Raw genomic sequence first — 17,403 nt, forward strand, 5'->3', positions numbered from 1 at the left:
CAATGAAGTTCAATATTCCGGTTATCGCCCAAATTCTTGGCCTATTATTGCTAATTAACGCAGTATTTATGCTTTTGTGCCTTCCAGTTTCTATTTACAACTGGGAAGCAGACATTCTACCACTTACAGGGGCAGCAGCCATTACAGGCCTTTCGGGTTTTGCATTGAGGTTTGCTACCCGCAAAAACAAGAACAAGGAGCTTAAAAGAAAAGATGGATACCTAGTAGTTTCTCTAGGCTGGATCTTTATGTCGCTATTTGGCTGTTTGCCTTACTTACTCAGCGGTGCCATACCTAACCTTACCGATGCGTTTTTCGAAACCATGTCGGGTTATACCACTACGGGTGCCTCCATTCTGAACGATATTGAAGCAGTACCGAAAGGCATATTGCTCTGGAGAAGTTTAACACAATGGATTGGCGGAATGGGTATTATCGTGCTAGCAGTGGCCATTCTTCCATTTTTAGGCATTGGTGGTATGCAGCTATTTGTGGCCGAAGCGCCAGGAATTACACCAGATAAACTACAGCCTAGAATTCAAGAAACAGCCAAAAGGTTGTGGCTGCTTTATGTAGGCCTAACAGTAGCCGAAGCACTGGCACTTTGGGCAGCCGGAATGACGCTGTACGATGCTGTTAACCACTCGCTTACCACCATGGCAACTGGCGGATTCTCTACAAAGAATGCCAGTATAATGCATTACAGTTCTCCGCTTATTCAATACATAATTATCGTGTTTATGTTCTTGGCGGGTACCAGTTTTACGTTAACGTATTTCGGCTTAAAAAGAAACTTCCAAAAAGTAATTAAGAATGAAGAGTTTGTGGTTTACACGCTCTTTACGGTAGCCATTACCATTATTGTTACCCTTACATTGTTAATAGTGAAGGACTACGGCTTTGAGCGCTCATTCCGCGACTCGTTGTTCCAAGTTGTTTCCATAATCACAACAACGGGCTTCGTTTCGGCAGACTACACGTCATGGGCTTCATTCCTTTCGGTAGTATTCTTTATTCTTTTATTTGTAGGTGGTTCTGCGGGCTCAACAGCTGGTGGTGTAAAAGTGATCAGGCACATTGTGCTATTTAAAAACTCGTTTTTAGAGTTGAAAAGGCAACTTCACCCATCTGCCGTTATGCCAGTAAGAATTAGCGGCAAAGCTATTGAACAGAACATTGTATTCAATGTACTTGCCTTTATCATGATCTACATTCTGGTTTTTATTGTGGGCGTAATCATGCTCTCTTCTATGAATGTGGATTTCTCTACCGCATTTGGTGCCGTAGCCACCTCTTTGGGCAATGTTGGCCCAGGAATTGGCGAAGTAGGCCCGGTAGACAACTTTGCTGGCATGCCAGCAGCAGGTAAATGGTTATTGGCCATTCTTATGCTACTGGGCAGGCTCGAGTTGTTTACTGTGTTGATGCTACTTTCCCCACATTTTTGGAGAAAGCGCTAAACCTTATAGTTTTAACCAACTTATAGCATGGAGATATTCTCTTTTGTTATATTTCGGGAATACTTTAAAATCTAACCTTGAATTTCAAAGAACTTAACTTACACCCAGACGTTCTCACCAGCATTGAGGCAATGGGCTATGAAAAGCCAACCCCAATCCAAGAGCAGGCAATTCCTGTGATTGTTGAAGGGAAAGACCTGATTGGCTGTGCCCAAACAGGTACGGGTAAAACAGCAGCTTTTCTACTTCCGCTGCTTCATAAAATTTGCTCGGGCGATAGAGATTCTGACGATATAAATGCCCTAATAATTTGCCCAACGAGAGAGTTGGCGCTACAAATAGACCAACAGCTAGAAGGCTTTAGCTACTTTACCGGCATTAGTTCAATTGCTATTTATGGTGGTGGCGATGGAGAAGGCTTTGCGCGCGAAAAGTCTGCCCTTTCTCAAGGTGTAAACGTAGTGGTTGGCACACCGGGCAAAATCATCTCGCATCTTAACTTAGGCTATGTAAAGGTTAAAAACCTTCAGCACCTTATTTTAGATGAAGCTGATAGAATGCTCGACATGGGCTTCTATGAAGACATTACAAAGATTATTAGCTTTCTACCTAAGGAAAGACAAACACTGCTCTTTTCGGCCACCATGCCTCCTAAGATCAGAACGCTATCTAAGGAGATTTTGAAGGAGCCCGAGGAGATCAGTATCTCCATTTCCAAGCCAGCCGAAAAAGTAGTGCAAGTAGCTTTCTGCGCTTACGACAGCCAAAAGATCGATTTGGTAAAGCACCTACTGCGATTCAATGATATTCCATGTCTCATTATTTTCGCTTCCACCAAATCTAAGGTGCGCTCGCTTACCAAAGAGCTAAAAGCCGAAGGCATGAATGCAGCGGGTATTTCCAGCGATTTGGAGCAAGCTGAACGCGAAAAGACATTGAGCCAGTTTAAACACCGCAGCCTACAAATACTTGTTGCTACGGATGTGATTTCACGAGGTATCGATATCGACAATATCGACATGGTGATAAACTATGACGTACCTAACGACCCAGAGGACTACATCCACAGAATTGGTAGAACGGCACGTGCATCTTCCGAAGGCGAAGCGGTAACATTTATCAATGAAGATGACCAGCAGAAGTTTGCCCGAATTGAGCAAATGATGGAGCGCGAGGTTAGAAAAATCGATTTACCAGAACACATTGGTACTGGCCCTGAATACAATCCTAAGCAGTTCAAAAGAAGTAAAAGGCCGAATTTTAGAAAAAGTAAAACAAAACGTAGATAGTTTGTAATAAAACCATTCACTATTTATATCTTGGGGATTAACCGAAACTAAATCGACCTAATTAATGACTGCAAAGACTACCCTAAGGGTCTTTGGTAAGCACAAATTTTATAGTGCCATAAACATACTCGGGCTAAGTACTGGCTTCGCCTTGTGTATGGTCATATTCTTAATTCTCTCTTACGATTACAATCACGATAGGCTACTACCTGCAGCCGACAGAACCTATAAATTAAATGCTAAATATGTAACTCCAGATAAGTCTGAGTTATACGCGATAACCTCACGATTTTTAGGACCAAAACTAACGGAAGAAATACCCGAGGTTGAAGCTTACGGCCGTTTCTCGCGTACAAGAAGAAGAATTGTAAAGGTTGATGAAAACTACTTTTTCGAACACGAGCTACTCTACTCAGACCAAGAAAGCATTCGCCTTTTTGAACCAAAGTTTTTGCTAGGTAGCGCCAACCGGGCATTAACCAAAGCAAATGAATTGGTACTCACTGCATCAAAAGCCATTCAATGGTTTGGCAGCGTAACGCAAGCACATAACGCCTCCATTTTTGTCGATGGAAAACCCTTTCAGGTGGTAGGAATTATTGAAGACCTCGCCCCTAACCTTCACTTGCAATTTAAAGGACTACTTTCCCACAAAACCCTCGACAATCAATTTGAGAGGCACTCTGCAGCAAACTATTTGGAAGAACTATGGGCTGCGGAATACTTTACTTACGTTCGTTTTGCCGAAAACACTATTCACCATGAGGTGCAAGCCAAAAGTCAGAACTTTCTAGAAGAAAAAGTTTACCCACTTATAAGGCAAAGAGGAATTGAGGAAGAAGACTTGGTACTGGATTTTGTGCCGGTTACCGACAGTCACTTCGAAACAGAGTCGGCTTACAACATGCCTACGGGTGATAAAGACTTTTTTAAGATCACACTCATCATTGGCGCGATCATCTTGATAATTATCTCGATCAACTATGCCAACCTTTCTATGGCGCTTTTGAGCACACGTACCAAAGAGTTGGGTATGAAAAAAGTGCTTGGCGCTACTAAAAGTCAAATAACCGCACAACTTATTTTCGAATCGGTACTATACGTGATTATTAGCTTACTGCTGGCTTATGGCCTAACCTACCTGATTATTGACAGCAGAGTTTTAGAGTCTATAATTAACAGACCACTAAAGTACAATGCGCTACTACAACCAATTACATTACTGGTAAGTCTAATACTGGCCATAACCCTTGCCATACTCAGTTCTTTCTACCCTGCTTTTAAGTATGCAAAAGTGAAACTGCACGAAGTGGCATATGCCAAAAAACAGTCGAATATGCTGCGAAGCCTTCTCATTACGGTACAGTTTATGGCTTCCCTTCTGGTAATCACTAGTATGCTTATGATGAAGCTGCAGCTTAACCTAGTGAACAGCCAAAGCATTGGCATTACAGAAGATCCTATGCTGATTGTTGACATGACCGACAACAGAATGGCAAGCCAAGCAGAAGAGATTAAGCAAAAACTATCTACACTTAGCTCAGTAGCGCGCATTACCGATGTAAAGCTGAGCAGCGCCAAACACCTGATTGGTAGCTACTCCATTAACATGGAGGTTCAGCAGAATACTGGCGACTTTAAAGAGCAGATTGTGCAAAGCGCTTTTGTTTCGAACAACTTTAGTAACACTTTCGATATTTCGCTGGTTGAAGGCCGCGACTTCAGTGCTGATATACTTTCTGACACCTCAAAAGTTCTGGTAAACCAATCATTTGTACAGCACATGAGTTGGGATACAGCCATCGGCAAAAAGGTGATTCATAGAGGGCGCCAATACGAAGTGGTTGGAGTAATTAAAGACTTCTATTTCAAATCATTAAAACAAAAAATTGAGCCACTAATTCTTTACAAAAAAGCTGTATTCTCAGGCTCATCGCAAAACCTAACCCGAACCAGCTTTCATATAGTAGTAGTCCCAGGGCTGGAAAATCGCGCAGCAAGCGAAATTGAAGAGGTCTTTCAAAGCTTTTACCCCGAAATACCATTTGAATTTACTGCCATGGAAGATAGAATTGGCAATATGTACATGGACGACAGGAAGGAGTCTCAACTAATTGCCATCTTAGGATACATTGCGGTGCTCATTGCTATACTCGGCTTAGTGGGACTCTCCTCTTTCGAGGTAAACCAAAGGATGAAAGAAATTAGCATTCGCAAGGTGCTAGGAGCAAGTCCTTCCACATTATTTATTAACCTTAGCCTTAAACAAATTAAGCTTATAGTAATAGCCGGCATAATTGCCACTCCGCTGTGTTACATGTTTATCTCCAATTGGTTGAATGAATACGCCTACCGAATTGAACTTTCTACCAACCTCATTTTTGCCGCATTAATCAGCCTAATAGCAGTTAGCATTTTGGGTGTGGTTGCCATATCGGCCAAAATAATTGAAGCAGGAAGAGCGAACCCCGCACAAACTTTACGCACCGATTAATTGGATTGACGTATAACAGCGCACTTAATCATATGCTTGTTTAATCTTGCTAGGAGTCTGGCACTTAGTCAATTCTTCAACCACACAACCCCAAAATTGCATCACTCTTCATTTTTGGACTAAGTAAGCAACTATTTTTTTCAACATTCACATTGTCAGAACCCAGCAGCAATGCCTTTACTGACAGCGCAAACAGGTCAACTCAAAACCAAACACTATGAAAAACATCGCATACGCGTTTCGCGTGCTCCTCAAAAACAAGTTCTATGCTTTTCTCAACATCTTTGGTCTAGCATTAGGGCTTGCGGTTAGTATTATTATCCTGCTCTATGTTCAGAGTGATTTAACTTTTGATAAGTCGCATGAAAAATGGGATCAAGTTTATCGCTTGGAATCCAAATTCTTCATTCCTCCTAAAAACGATGAGTTTGCTCTTACCTCAATGGCACTTGCCGAAACCATGCAAATGGAGTATCCTGAAATTCAGCACTTCACCAGAGTAATGAACGCAGGACAAGTGTTGTTTAGAATAGAAGACAGCAACTTTTATGTGGACGACATGTACTTTGCAGACTCGGCCATGTTTAAAATGTTCACCCATAAATTTATTCAAGGTGACCCAGAAACTGCATTGGTTGAGCCTCGCAGTCTAGTGCTCACAGAAAGCACCGCAAAGCGGCTATTCGGGAATAAGAACCCCATGAATGAGCTGGTAAAAACAGATGCAAACACCTTTACAGTAAAAGGAATTATTGAGGATTTACCAGACAATGTGCACCTTAGGTTTAACGGACTCTTTTCGTTTGCAACAGTAACCTCTGGTCAGCCACCAATGAACGCCCAACAAAGAATGAGTCAATTGTGGAATGTTGGCACCTATTCCTATGTAATGTTGCCAAAGAACTATAATGTAAACTCCATTTATGAAAGGTTCCCCGAGCTTTTCGACCAATACATGGCGCCAATCAGGCAGTTTGCCCCTTCCCTAAGAGAAGCCAGTTTCGAACCGAGATTGGTTCCTTTAAATGAAGTTCACTTTAACTCAAAAGTGCAATACGATTTGGCTACGGGCAACAAAGCCTACACGCAAGCATTTATCGCCATTGGTTTATTTGTACTGATATTGGCCAGCATTAACTATATGAATCTGGCCACGGCCCGAGCAACCAAACGCTCCAAAGAGGTTGGCATTAAAAAAGTGCTAGGCTCCACCAAATCGAAACTGGTAGCTCAATTTCTAAGCGAATCTATCCTAATTACCACTTGTTCACTCATTCTAGCCATAGGGCTTGTTTATTTGGTGCTTTACGGTACCAACGTAAACGATATGCTTGGCAAAAACTTAAGCCTAAACTGGTTAGACAACCCACTACTGTTATTTGGTTCTATCGGCATTACAGCGTTATTAGGCGTGCTCTCAGGGCTCTACCCTGCATTCTATCTATCGGCTATCTCGGTAATTACTGCCATGAAAGGCTCGGTGAAATCTGGCCCAGGCAGCATGTTCTTAAGAAAAGTATTAGTGGCATTTCAATTCTTTGTATCCATTGGCGTAGTTATCTCTACCCTGTTAATGAGCAACCAGATAAGCTTTATGAGAAATAAAGATTTGGGCTTTAATAAAGACAATGTCATCATTATTCCAACTCGCGATACACTTGTGAGCAGAAGGCTTGATGTCATTCAAAATGAGCTGAGAGAGAATCCCAATATAATTGATGTAACAACATCTACGGGGCTAAGTGCCAGCAACGCCAATGCCGTGGGTAACCGATTAATTGGCGGTGGCCGTCAAGTAATGATGGTAGAAGAAGCCGACACACTCATGAAAACAGACACTTATAATGTCATGTTCATTGGTGAGAACTTTGTAAAAGCCATGGAAATGGAAATTATAGCAGGCAGGGATTTTGATGAAACAATTCCTACCGATGTAAGTGCTGGGGTTTTGGTAAACGAAGCCATGGTAGAATATCTTGGTTGGCCAGACGCTGAAAGCGCTATAGGCAAAAAAGTACAGAATGCATCGGCTCAGGCAACACCAAGCCGTGTAATCGGTGTAGTAAAAGACTTTAATGCATTCTCGCTTCATGTTAAGGTAGAACCTACAATCATTCTTCGTTACGAGATTTTTGGTACAATTACCCAAGTCAACCCATCTGTTGTAGTACATGCAAAAGCAGGCACCTTAAAAGCTACCCTCAGTTATTTAGAGGAAAAGTACGATGAGCTAGACCCTAGCCATCCGTTTGAATATGGATTGTTAGATACGCAAGCAGAAAACCTTTACAAATCTGATATGCGACAGAACAAGCTAACCGCCTCCCTTTCTTACATCTGTATACTGATTAGTTGCCTTGGCTTGTTGGGGCTTTCAAGCTTTACTACTGCCACTAGGATTAAAGAAATAGGTGTGAGAAAAGTACTTGGTGCCACGGTTCCACAACTCGTTTATTTAATCTTTAAAGACATCATGCTCTTAGTGATTATTGGCTTTGTAATAGCAGCACCAGTATCTTATTACTTAATTGAAGACTGGCTGCAGGTATTTCAATACACCATCGATTTATCAACTGTAATCATCGGTGCGGCAGCCATAGCGGGCATATTAGCGCTTTTAATAGCCTTCTTAACCGTAAGCTTCCATTCACTAAAAGCAGCACAGCAAAACCCTGTAAAAGCGCTTAGGTACGAGTAAGAGGTAAATCTATATTGATAAGAGAAGCGCCATCCTAGGATGGCGTTTTTTTATGGTCGTGACACACTAGTGATAAAAACAAAAAAGGCCTTGCAGCAATGCTACAAGGCCGATTTGCGGAGAGAGGGGGATTCGAACCCCCGGTACGGTTTCCCGTACGCATGTTTAGCAAACATGTGGTTTCAGCCACTCACCCACCTCTCCAGTGCGATGCCTCGCTAAACGGACTGCAAATATAAGCGAATGCCTTTAATTTCAATGCCCGATGGTTCAAAAATTCGAAAAACTATTTCAAGCCAATAAACCTCTTAGTAGCCACCTCAAAATAGCCCATTCATTTACAGGTACTTAATATGGAATAGTTGTAAAAACTATTTTTTTCTACAGCAGAAAAGAATTCCTCTAAGTACCGTTTCATAGCTGTTTTCTCCTTGCTATTTAGGTATTCGAATGCATCTATCACTTCAAACAGCTCCGGCTTCTTGGCCTTTAAACCAACCACTGCTTCTTCTATTTCAGCTTCGGTCTTACAAGCACCCAAGAAATATCTTTCTTTAACACTATCAATCCCTAGTTGATCGCCAGGCACTGCGTAACCTGCATCAACCAAGCCACTATAATCAAAATCGTAAGGCACAGGAACCCCTTCTTGTTCCATTACATCCTTCGATCTAATTACCTTCATGTTATGCCTACCCTGCACCGAATAGTCAGCATTGCCAATCATATACTGAAATAGATCTAATGTTGTCATTATTGACCTATCCATAAGCTCATCCCGTAGGTTATCAGACTTTACATTGAGCATATCCAGTCTTTCAGCCATTACACCTATAGGTTCTATCAAAAATGCCCATGTGTCAATGTTTTTTCCACGTTTTCCGGTATCAATGTATTCCATTTGCACTAGCCTGACTCTAAAACTGTAAGGGCTTACTACCTGATATAGCTTGTAAGCCAAGTATTCTTTCAATAGATACCTTTTATTCACAAGAGCACTATTACAATGCGTAACCAGCTTTATCGTCTTGGTTTCCGATAAATAATCATTTTTCACATCGGCCTTTCTAATATTGAGCTTAATTGGTGGGAAGAAACACTTTTGGCACCTAGAGTTACCCCTCGCTTTAATGCGCACCTGTTTTACAACAGCTTCATTAATGCTATCCAACTTGTAACTGAGTTCAGCCGGTAAATATTTATCGGTATACTTTGCCTTCTTAAAAGCCTTCACATCCATTTTAAGGCTGATTTTGGCAGGTGCCTCAAAAGCAAAAATATCAGAATGAATAAGTAGTGAATCCACCAAACCATCCTCCTCCTGAGCCATAACAATCTTACAACTAAGAGAGAGTACGCCACAGAGAATTAAGCAGTATTTTCGCATAGCAAACTTTTAGTTATTCCTAATTTACAGTAAGTTAACAAAAGCAACAGGAGTTAACGTACTCAAAAACATGGAACTAGCTGTACGACCGGAATTCTACTTGAACTTTGCTAAATTTTTCTACACTACAATTGTTGTGTTGGTGTTTAGCCACTTTCTATACCTACCAAAAAACGGCAAAAAGGAATACCTACTCACCAATGTTATGTTATCGGCCATCATATTTATGATTTGCGCCTTTATTCGCAACGTGCAGCTAGGTTTAGGCTTTGCCATTGGTATTTTCGCCATCTTCGGAATAATTCGCTACAGAACTGTTACAATCTCTGCCCGAGAAATGACCTACCTATTTTTAAGCGTGGGCATTGCAGCAAAAAATGCCTTGGTACCATCGGACTTTAACTACTTTACTGTAGTGCTTAGCGATACAATACTCGTACTGCTTTTATGGGGTATCGAGGCTATGCTCAGCAGAACTTCCACCATGGTTCGAAAGCTAATTACTTATGACAACGTAGACCTGATTACCCCAGAAAAAGAGACAGAACTTAAGGCAGACCTATCGACCAAACTTGGAATCACTCAGATTGAAAAAATAAAAGTGGGCAAAGTGAATTTAAAGGAAAGCACTGCTCGGCTCGAAATCTACTTTATAGACAAAGACGAAAGACACATCACAACACAAGAGTAAAATACCCAAACATAGACCCAAAGCTAGCTTAACGAAATAAGAACTTTCGAGTCATGGAATCGAGTCATATAAAAGCAAAAAACCGCATCAGATTGCTCTAATGCGGTTTTTGTGGTCGGGGTGGCAGGATTCGAACCTGCGACCTCCTCGTCCCAAACGAGGCGCGATAACCGGGCTACGCTACACCCCGAGCCCTGTTTTTCGGAATGTTACTCCCGAATTGGACTGCAAATATAGAGGGTCTTTTTCTTTATACAATAGCCGAGTAAAAATAAATTGAAAAAATATTTACCCACAAAAAAGCCGGCATTCTAGCCGGCTCATATCTTAATAGCTTATCTATCTACTCCTCAGGTTTTTCCGTGTCACGCAACATCACTTCACCCCTGATAGTAAGCACCACTTGCTGGTTGTCTTTCATATTTGTAATCAGGGTGACCGTTTTATTTTGCATACCTCGCTTTCCAGCACTCTTAAAGCGTACAAATACCTCACCCTTTTCTCCCGGTGCAATTGGATCTTTAGAATACTTAGGTACCGTACAACCACACGAACCTCTTGCTGAAAGGATTTTCAAGGGTTCTGTACCAACATTTTCAAAGGTAAAGGTATGTTCAACTGTATCTCCTTGAATTATATTCTCAAACTTAAAAAGTGTCTCTTCAAACTTTATTTGTGGACCTGTAGCCACCACCTGCTCCTGCGCAGCAGCCACCTGCAGCACACAAAACGCCACTAGGCTGAATAATATCTTTTTCATATCTAATGCTATTTTCGTTCAATTTAGTAAACGCACATCATTCAAGAAAGCCTCCATCTGTAATTGCTACATTGATAAAGTCGAGCATATGCACCACAGCCTTATAACTACTCACTACCAGTTCAGAAAAGTCATCAGACAGAAAGTCCACCCTATTAATAGGCCTAAAGACTGCCAGGCTTTTCATTTTCAATAATTCAATTTGCGGATGATTCTTGTCAAACCCTTTTGGTGCATTGGTTAATTTATCTTCGTGATACAATTGAAAATGCGTATTAAAATACTCTTCTTCTAAAACACCCTGCAGCCGATCTCCTTCATAATCTATCTCCATCCTCAACTTTTTCAATTTATCTGTTGGCGGGTGCCATAGACCTCCAGCAATCAAGAGTTCATCAACCCCTAGGTGGATATAAAAATCTGCCAAACCCTTTCCGTAACCAAACCCAATACCGAAGTGATCTTTATAGGTTGGCCGGTCAGGATGAAACATCAAGTTATTGTTTATTCTATTGAGGGACTTTCTAGCCGTAGGCTGAACAATTCTTGGATCAAAAGACTTTAGCTCATCCAGAATCGGGTCGAAAACCTTTACCACCTCCTGCTTAGCCGACTCATACCAAGCCCTATTTTGATCCATCCATTCCTTGGAATTATTCGCAACTAGTGCTTCTAGAAAACTAAAAATCTCTTGTCTCGCCATAGGTATTTTAATCAATTATTGAACGACCGTTTAAGTCAGTTGTAAGGTACTCGGTCATCACATCAAAGAAGGGTCTCAACGCCAAAAATGTTTTAATCGTCTCATCAAAAAACGACTCCTTTAAAACCTCTTGATCCTTGAACTCTCTGAACACATACATCGATTTATACCGTAGCAAATCTATCGCCTCATGCTCTTTATCAAAACCCTTTGGAGCAGTCTTTACTTGATTTCCTTTTAGCACTCCAAACATAGATTTAAAAGCCTTATCATTTAGTACTTTTCTAAGTGGCTCATCATCCTGCGCTATCTGGTTTCGAAGTAATTTCAAGTCATCTGAATTCGGTCCATAAAAGCCACCACCAACCACGGTTTCACCTGGCTTGAAAGAGAAGAAGTAACCACCTCTTAACTGAGGTTTAACCCTGGAGAAACTTCCAGCAAAACGAGGCTTATATGGGGTCTTATCTTTAGAGAATCTTGTATCTCTATAAATCCTCATCAGACTCTTTTTCCCACTCTCGGTTTGTAACTGATCGTGCGCCTGCATCGAGCTCAACATAGCATCGGCAAATACTATGACAGCCGCATGCTCTTGCTCGTACCACGCCTTATTTTCATTGAACCACTCTCGCTCATTATTTTGATTCAACTTAGACAAAAACTCAAAGGTAGATTTTGGAATAACAGGGTTCATTAATCATAATTTTATATTGAATTGAAAAAGAACTTACGCTTTAACACTTACACAAAAACGTAAGCCGTAGGTCAAGTAAAATTCAAAGTCACTAAGTTCTATTATTAAACAAAAGCCAAGCTACTACTGAACCAGAAAAGTAATCTTGCATCACCTGACTTTACAGAAACAAACCAAACCATCAATCAGTTTGAAATCTTATGATTTTCATATTTATTTGGCTTTAGCAAATTCGTTAATTGAGCGAGTTCCTCGTGAGACAATTGCTCAGCTCCATGAAACGACAAAGCATCTTGTAGATGCGCTTGGGTTCTAATTCCAAGCACTACGGATGTAACCTTCTCATTTGCGAGAACCCACTGCAGCATCACATCAAAAACTGATCTTTTCTCATTTGAGAATAACAAAACCATATCTCTCAATGAATCAATTGATTTACTATCATAATCTAAGTAGTTACTTAAATCATTTTTAAGCAATTTACCCTTAGCAAAAGCACCTCGCACCATCACACCTACCCCTGCCTCTGCCAAAATATTTAACACCTCCTCTTCAGGTCTTCTATCCAACAAACTATACTGAAGCATATCACTCACTATATCAGAATGCCCTACAAAACGAGCAATCACATTGGGCCTAATGGAAGATAGTCCATAATACTTAATCTTACCTTTCTCTTTTAAAAGTTCAAAAGCTTCAACCGTGTCTTCAAAAGGATCCTCAATCGTTCCGCCATGTAATTGGCAAATATCAATCTGCTCAACAGCTAAGCGTTTCAGACTTCTATCTACTGTTTTCAAAATGTACTCCTTAGATGGATTCCATCTCCAACCCTCACCGTTTGGATTTGGTTCATTACCAACTTTTGTAGCAACAATCACCTCATTTCTAAAAGCTGAAATAGCCTTACCTAAGGTGATTTCATTCATTCCGTTTTGGTAAATGTCAGCTGTATCAAAGTAATTAACACCACCCTCATATGCCTGATGAATTAGGCGAGAATTCACCTGATGATCCAACCCCAAAGACATACAACCGAAAGCAATTTCAGACACTTTAAGTCCAGCCTTTTTCAATACCCTATACTTCATTATTCGTCTTCAAAATCCCGCTCAAGTTCTTCAATATTTCCATTCTCTGTAAGCATAATTGCCACCCCTTTGGTTGAAGGAAACTGCGCACAAATAATAATAATTACTGAGACAATAGGCACGGATAGAATCATACCTAAAACACCCCAGATAGAACCCCATAAAGAGAGCGCTATTATTACTACAAGAGGACTTAGATTTAGGGACTTCCCCATTACTTTCGGCTCTATATAATTACCCACTATAATTTGTACTAATTCAACACAGACCAACACATAAACGAAAGGCCAAAACGAGGCAAATTGAAAGACTGAAAAGATTGCTGGAAGTAGTGTAGCCACCAACGAACCGATGTAGGGAATGTAGTTTAAAATGAAAATTATGAAGGCCCAAAGCACAGGAAAATCAACCCCAAGAATTAGCAACACAACGTAACTAATTACAGCAGTTAGTAAACTCATTTCAGTCTTAACAGTGAAGTATTTATTAACCGCTAAACTGATGCGCTGGATGGTCTGCATAACATGGCGCCTTCTGTGCTGGGCATGAAACACACCGTTAAGTTTTTGATCGAAATAGTTCTCTTCGAAAATGAAGAAGATCACGTAAACTATTACCAAAGCAAAGTTACCAAGCGTGGAACTCACCGAGCTAAACACACCAGAAACTATACTCTTATAATCAAGTTCGGCTATCCACTTTTCGATCTGCGGAAATAGCTCCCCAAAAAAATCATACTCCTTGAATTTACTTAAGAACACAGTCAGGTTTTCATCGTACTTACTGGCGTTTTCCGAGATTAGATTAATATTGAGTGAAATTACCTGAACTATTCCAAACAGCACGAACAAGGTGAGCAAAAAGGCCATTAGACGCTGAAGCCACAACGGCAAATACTTACCATTTACTTGAAGCTTACCAATGTATTTTCTGGCAGTTCTGATGAGGTACCAAATGACCATAGCTAAAACTATCGGCTCCAGAAAACTCCTGAAATAGATTAGAAAGATTGAGATACCGGTAATGATAATGATCCAATACGCTGCACTTTGCAGGTTTCTCTCGGTTAAGTCAGTTTTCATAAGGTTTTTCGATTATCGGAAGATACAACATTTCCTAAAAGCCTAAACCTCCCATCCCCTAAACAACTGACGCACAACAAGAATTGATTTCAAGCAAAAAAAGAAGAACAAAACATCAATATTTTTTCGCTGTTCACTTGATGTTCAAAAATCATTTTCCGTATATTTGCACTCGCTTTTACAAAAGCACGTTGGTCTGCTAGCTCAACTGGATAGAGCAACTGCCTTCTAAGCAGTAGGTTTCAGGTTCGAGTCCTGAGCGGATCACCCAGACCAAATGGAAAGCCTCAGCAGAAATGTTGAGGCTTTTTTCATTAAAAAAGGCATGACTCTCGCCATGCCCTTTCTTCACACTAAACGTGTAACAACACCCTATTTTTTTGGTAGCACAAGCTTAAATGTTGCTCCTTCGCCTTCCTTACTCTCAAAACTAAGCTCACCACCTAGCTTGTCCGTAACTATCTTTGCAATACTTAGTCCTACACCAAGTCCTTTCGAAATACTCACATTAGAAGCCCTGAAAAATGGCTCAAAAATCTTCTTTTGCTCTTCCTCTGGTATCCCGACCCCAATATCTTTCACCCTAAACACAACCTTATCTTCGGTCTCCTTACAGTCGATTTTCACCTCAGAAGAAAAATTACTGTAAGCCAAGGCATTATACACCAACACATCCATAATAGTCTTGACCAATTGAATTGGCTTCTCTAGAATCAAGGCGGGATTATCTATGCAAAAACTCACCCTTTTATTTTTGTTCAGTTGACTAAAGTCATCCGTGCTGATCTCTTCTAGGAAATTCATAGCTTCCACATTACCACCTTCTGGCAATTCATCGTTCTGAACTTGCTCGTAGATTCCGGCATTTTCTGCCACTCTTTTTAACCCCAAAAGCGAGTGCTTGATTTTTGAAAGGTTAGAGCTTAAAGAAATAGACTGAGACACCCCAAGCGGCATATGCTTGTTCAGCTCCTCAAGCTTACCAGTCGCCTCAACAGTTACCTCCACGGTTTCTTTCAACTCCTTCACGGTACTATTAAGTAGCAACTTGGTTGCCTTTTCGCTCTCCTCCAATGCTTTCAACTTGGCTTTTAAGCCATCTATTTCCTTCTGCTTGGCGGAAATCTCTTTTTTACCCGTGTACTCTACTTTATACTTAAGATCTTTCGATTGCAGCTTAAGAAAGCCAGACAGGTCGTTATACATTAGGCGCGACTGCAATTGATTCATCACCAAGTGTGAGAGTGACTGCAAGGAAGATAGCTGAGCTTCCGAAAAGTCCTTCTTATTGGAATCGAAAACACAAAGCACTCCCAAAGCTCTTCCATTTCGATCTACGATTGGTGCACCGGCATAGCTCTTAATTTCTGGCCCCTCAACAACTAATGGATTATCTTTAAAACGCTCATCGTCCGAGGTGTCTGCCACCACCATAACCGACTCTGGTGCATGGATGGCATGCCCACAAAAAGACACACTGCGCGATGTCTCGGTAGCATTCAAGCCCAACACAGACTTAAACCACTGCCGTTCTATATCAATTAATGTAATGGCGGCCATATTGGTTTCGCAAATATTGGCGGCCAACTGAGTTATTTCATCAAATTCCTTCTCAGGTTTTGTATCAAGGATTTGATAAGCTTGTAATGCTTGGATTCTCTCCAATTCGTTAGTTGTAGGTGTTGCTTCGATCATCTTCTTAAAATTTCACACGCTTTTCTTAATTCACACACACAAATCGTTAGAACGAAATCAGTTTTACATTTGCCTTTAGGCTAAAGAAAGGGTAACCATCACTTCGGCTAACACCAGACTGAATGGCTACTCTTTGATTTACATTCCAACGCATTGATAATTCTGGCAGCAAGGCAACGAACTGATTGTCGAATAGCCCAAGATTTAAACCTGCCAGCACCTGAAACTTTTTGTAAGGATTGAAAATGTAAGATACATTTCCACCATGGTGCACTTTGCTTGCGGTAACTTCTCCTACTGAAGAAAGATAGTAGTAGCTAACCTCCATTCTATCTTTATAGCCAATACCGGCCGATACGCCTGTTTTCCACCCCCTGATTGAACGGGTGGTAAAACTTGAGGCAGTAACCGACATTGCACTACGCTGATTCCTTTGTTTATAGAAGGATTGGGCGCTAAGATTAGCCACCCCAAGAATCATTAATAGTATGGTAAAATACACCTTCATGGTTTTAGTTATTGTTCATTAGCTAAATTATATAACTACTTACATGGATTCTTAAGCAGAATTCGGAATTGCATTTCTAAGCGTTACACTTAGAAGCCTAGGCGATAGCGCAAAAGGCTTTTACTAAATAAATATTGTGAGGTAGTTATCGGCCTGGGTTGAAAAAAGAAAGAGACACCCTAACGAATGCCTCTTTATTGAACAACACCAAAACCATTACTGGCTTGACCTTTATTCAGCGTTGCTGAACATCTCTTTTATATAAATGCTTATATCGTGCGGAGCGGCTTCGTTTCCGCCAAAGTATGGGTAGAGCAAGTAGTAAACACCCAACTTGTCCTCAACACCTCTTTCCATGGTAATTCTTGCCTCGCTCCCCACACTCATCAAAAACTCATTTTCAAACATTGCTATACTATAAGTAACCGTTTCGCCTATGGGCACATTTGTTATCGACACAAACTTGCGCTTGCCCGCCAGATACTGGTAGCCAAATATTTCTACCATATCCCTCTCTTGATTGTACCGCCAACCAAAGCGGATACTGTAGTCGTGATGCGTTTTATTAGCTTCTGAAAAGCCCATCAGTTTATTTATGTCGTCTTGATTCTTGTTTCCTAAGTCGTACCTAGCCGAACCGTCAAATCTGGCGGTGAATGTCAGTTCCGACTGCTTAAGCGTTCTCATTTTATCAGTAGGCCAGCCTCCAACAAGCTTACTTTCATGTGCTCCGGCTGCGATTCTATACTCTTGCTCTGGCACCACATACAAATCGCTACACGATACCAGACTTAGCAAAGTCAATATTGCCATTAAGATTAATCCGAGTTTTAGATTTTTCATGACAG

Annotated in this window: 14 protein-coding genes and 3 tRNA genes; 6 read left to right on the forward strand and 11 right to left on the reverse strand. The window is 40.9% G+C overall.

Features of this window, described 5'->3' with window-relative positions; translation table 11 throughout:
* The first annotated feature begins 2 nt into the window (after positions 1 to 2).
* The 4 genes from BMW98_RS14425 (at position 3) to BMW98_RS14440 (ending at position 7,941) form a co-directional block, all read left to right on the forward strand.
* Positions 3 to 1,460, forward strand: coding sequence for a TrkH family potassium uptake protein (locus BMW98_RS14425; RefSeq protein ID WP_090259290.1), 1,458 nt, complete (start codon positions 3 to 5; stop codon positions 1,458 to 1,460).
* Positions 1,461 to 1,537: 77 nt separating this feature from the next.
* Positions 1,538 to 2,749: a DEAD/DEAH box helicase gene (locus BMW98_RS14430; RefSeq protein WP_222843648.1), complete on the forward strand. Its 1,212-nt coding sequence runs from the start codon at positions 1,538 to 1,540 to the stop codon at positions 2,747 to 2,749.
* 64 nt (positions 2,750 to 2,813) lie between these two features.
* Positions 2,814 to 5,243 (forward strand): ABC transporter permease, encoded by a 2,430-nt coding sequence (locus BMW98_RS14435; protein WP_090259291.1) that lies wholly within the window; start codon positions 2,814 to 2,816, stop codon positions 5,241 to 5,243.
* Positions 5,244 to 5,460: 217 nt separating this feature from the next.
* Positions 5,461 to 7,941: an ABC transporter permease gene (locus BMW98_RS14440; protein ID WP_090259292.1), complete on the forward strand. Its 2,481-nt coding sequence runs from the start codon at positions 5,461 to 5,463 to the stop codon at positions 7,939 to 7,941.
* A 117-nt stretch (positions 7,942 to 8,058) separates the two neighbouring features.
* Here BMW98_RS14440 and BMW98_RS14445 read toward each other — a convergent pair.
* Positions 8,059 to 8,145 (reverse strand) — tRNA-Ser (locus BMW98_RS14445).
* 130 nt (positions 8,146 to 8,275) lie between these two features.
* Complete coding sequence (locus BMW98_RS14450) at positions 8,276 to 9,328, reverse strand: hypothetical protein (protein ID WP_139177585.1); 1,053 nt, start codon at positions 9,326 to 9,328, stop codon at positions 8,276 to 8,278.
* Positions 9,329 to 9,398: 70 nt separating this feature from the next.
* Here BMW98_RS14450 and BMW98_RS14455 point away from each other — a divergent pair, with 70 nt between their 5' ends.
* Positions 9,399 to 10,019, forward strand: a complete 621-nt coding sequence (locus tag BMW98_RS14455; RefSeq protein ID WP_090259294.1) for a DUF4956 domain-containing protein — start codon at positions 9,399 to 9,401, stop codon at positions 10,017 to 10,019.
* A gap of 112 nt (positions 10,020 to 10,131) precedes the next feature.
* Here BMW98_RS14455 and BMW98_RS14460 read toward each other — a convergent pair.
* The 6 genes from BMW98_RS14460 to BMW98_RS14485 form a co-directional block, all read right to left on the reverse strand.
* A tRNA-Pro gene (locus BMW98_RS14460) sits at positions 10,132 to 10,209 on the reverse strand.
* A 153-nt stretch (positions 10,210 to 10,362) separates the two neighbouring features.
* Entirely contained in the window at positions 10,363 to 10,779 is a 417-nt protein-coding gene (locus tag BMW98_RS14465) for a DUF1573 domain-containing protein (RefSeq protein ID WP_090259295.1), read from the reverse strand.
* A 37-nt stretch (positions 10,780 to 10,816) separates the two neighbouring features.
* Positions 10,817 to 11,482: a DUF2461 domain-containing protein gene (locus BMW98_RS14470; protein WP_090259296.1), complete on the reverse strand. Its 666-nt coding sequence runs from the start codon at positions 11,480 to 11,482 to the stop codon at positions 10,817 to 10,819.
* A gap of 7 nt (positions 11,483 to 11,489) precedes the next feature.
* Positions 11,490 to 12,179, reverse strand: coding sequence for a DUF2461 domain-containing protein (locus BMW98_RS14475; RefSeq protein WP_090259297.1), 690 nt, complete (start codon positions 12,177 to 12,179; stop codon positions 11,490 to 11,492).
* Positions 12,180 to 12,364: 185 nt separating this feature from the next.
* Positions 12,365 to 13,255, reverse strand: coding sequence for an aldo/keto reductase (locus tag BMW98_RS14480; protein ID WP_245733599.1), 891 nt, complete (start codon positions 13,253 to 13,255; stop codon positions 12,365 to 12,367).
* Positions 13,256 to 13,269: 14 nt separating this feature from the next.
* On the reverse strand, positions 13,270 to 14,352 hold the full coding sequence (locus tag BMW98_RS14485; RefSeq protein ID WP_090259299.1) for an AI-2E family transporter: 1,083 nt from the start codon (positions 14,350 to 14,352) through the stop codon (positions 13,270 to 13,272).
* Between the two features lie 192 nt (positions 14,353 to 14,544).
* Here BMW98_RS14485 and BMW98_RS14490 point away from each other — a divergent pair.
* Positions 14,545 to 14,623, forward strand: a tRNA-Arg gene (locus BMW98_RS14490).
* Positions 14,624 to 14,724: 101 nt separating this feature from the next.
* Here BMW98_RS14490 and BMW98_RS14495 read toward each other — a convergent pair.
* The 3 genes from BMW98_RS14495 to BMW98_RS14505 form a co-directional block, all read right to left on the reverse strand.
* A complete protein-coding gene (locus BMW98_RS14495; RefSeq protein ID WP_090259300.1) occupies positions 14,725 to 16,047 on the reverse strand; it encodes a GAF domain-containing sensor histidine kinase in 1,323 nt (440 codons plus the stop codon).
* A 46-nt stretch (positions 16,048 to 16,093) separates the two neighbouring features.
* A complete protein-coding gene (locus BMW98_RS14500) occupies positions 16,094 to 16,555 on the reverse strand; it encodes a hypothetical protein (protein WP_090259301.1) in 462 nt (153 codons plus the stop codon).
* Between the two features lie 231 nt (positions 16,556 to 16,786).
* The gene (locus BMW98_RS14505) at positions 16,787 to 17,398 is read right to left on the reverse strand and encodes a hypothetical protein (RefSeq protein ID WP_139177587.1); all 612 of its coding nucleotides are present in this window, start codon (positions 17,396 to 17,398) and stop codon (positions 16,787 to 16,789) included.
* Positions 17,399 to 17,403: the final 5 nt, after the last annotated feature.

It is taken from the genome of Roseivirga pacifica, assembly GCF_900111145.1.
Classification (GTDB): Bacteria; Bacteroidota; Bacteroidia; order Cytophagales; family Cyclobacteriaceae; genus Roseivirga; species Roseivirga pacifica.

What these genes read in the sequence shown, in the direction of transcription:
- BMW98_RS14425 (WP_090259290.1), top strand. Translation starts at nt 3, where the DNA reads ATGAAGTTCAATATTCCGGTTATCGCCCAAATTCTTGGCCTATTATTG.
- BMW98_RS14435 (WP_090259291.1), top strand. Translation starts at nt 2,814, where the DNA reads ATGACTGCAAAGACTACCCTAAGGGTCTTTGGTAAGCACAAATTTTAT.
- BMW98_RS14440 (WP_090259292.1), top strand. Translation starts at nt 5,461, where the DNA reads ATGAAAAACATCGCATACGCGTTTCGCGTGCTCCTCAAAAACAAGTTC.
- BMW98_RS14450 (WP_139177585.1), bottom strand. Translation starts at nt 9,328, where the DNA reads ATGCGAAAATACTGCTTAATTCTCTGTGGCGTACTCTCTCTTAGTTGT.
- BMW98_RS14455 (WP_090259294.1), top strand. Translation starts at nt 9,399, where the DNA reads ATGGAACTAGCTGTACGACCGGAATTCTACTTGAACTTTGCTAAATTT.
- BMW98_RS14465 (WP_090259295.1), bottom strand. Translation starts at nt 10,779, where the DNA reads ATGAAAAAGATATTATTCAGCCTAGTGGCGTTTTGTGTGCTGCAGGTG.
- BMW98_RS14470 (WP_090259296.1), bottom strand. Translation starts at nt 11,482, where the DNA reads ATGGCGAGACAAGAGATTTTTAGTTTTCTAGAAGCACTAGTTGCGAAT.
- BMW98_RS14475 (WP_090259297.1), bottom strand. Translation starts at nt 12,179, where the DNA reads ATGAACCCTGTTATTCCAAAATCTACCTTTGAGTTTTTGTCTAAGTTG.
- BMW98_RS14485 (WP_090259299.1), bottom strand. Translation starts at nt 14,352, where the DNA reads ATGAAAACTGACTTAACCGAGAGAAACCTGCAAAGTGCAGCGTATTGG.
- BMW98_RS14495 (WP_090259300.1), bottom strand. Translation starts at nt 16,047, where the DNA reads ATGATCGAAGCAACACCTACAACTAACGAATTGGAGAGAATCCAAGCA.
- BMW98_RS14500 (WP_090259301.1), bottom strand. Translation starts at nt 16,555, where the DNA reads ATGAAGGTGTATTTTACCATACTATTAATGATTCTTGGGGTGGCTAAT.
- BMW98_RS14505 (WP_139177587.1), bottom strand. Translation starts at nt 17,398, where the DNA reads ATGAAAAATCTAAAACTCGGATTAATCTTAATGGCAATATTGACTTTG.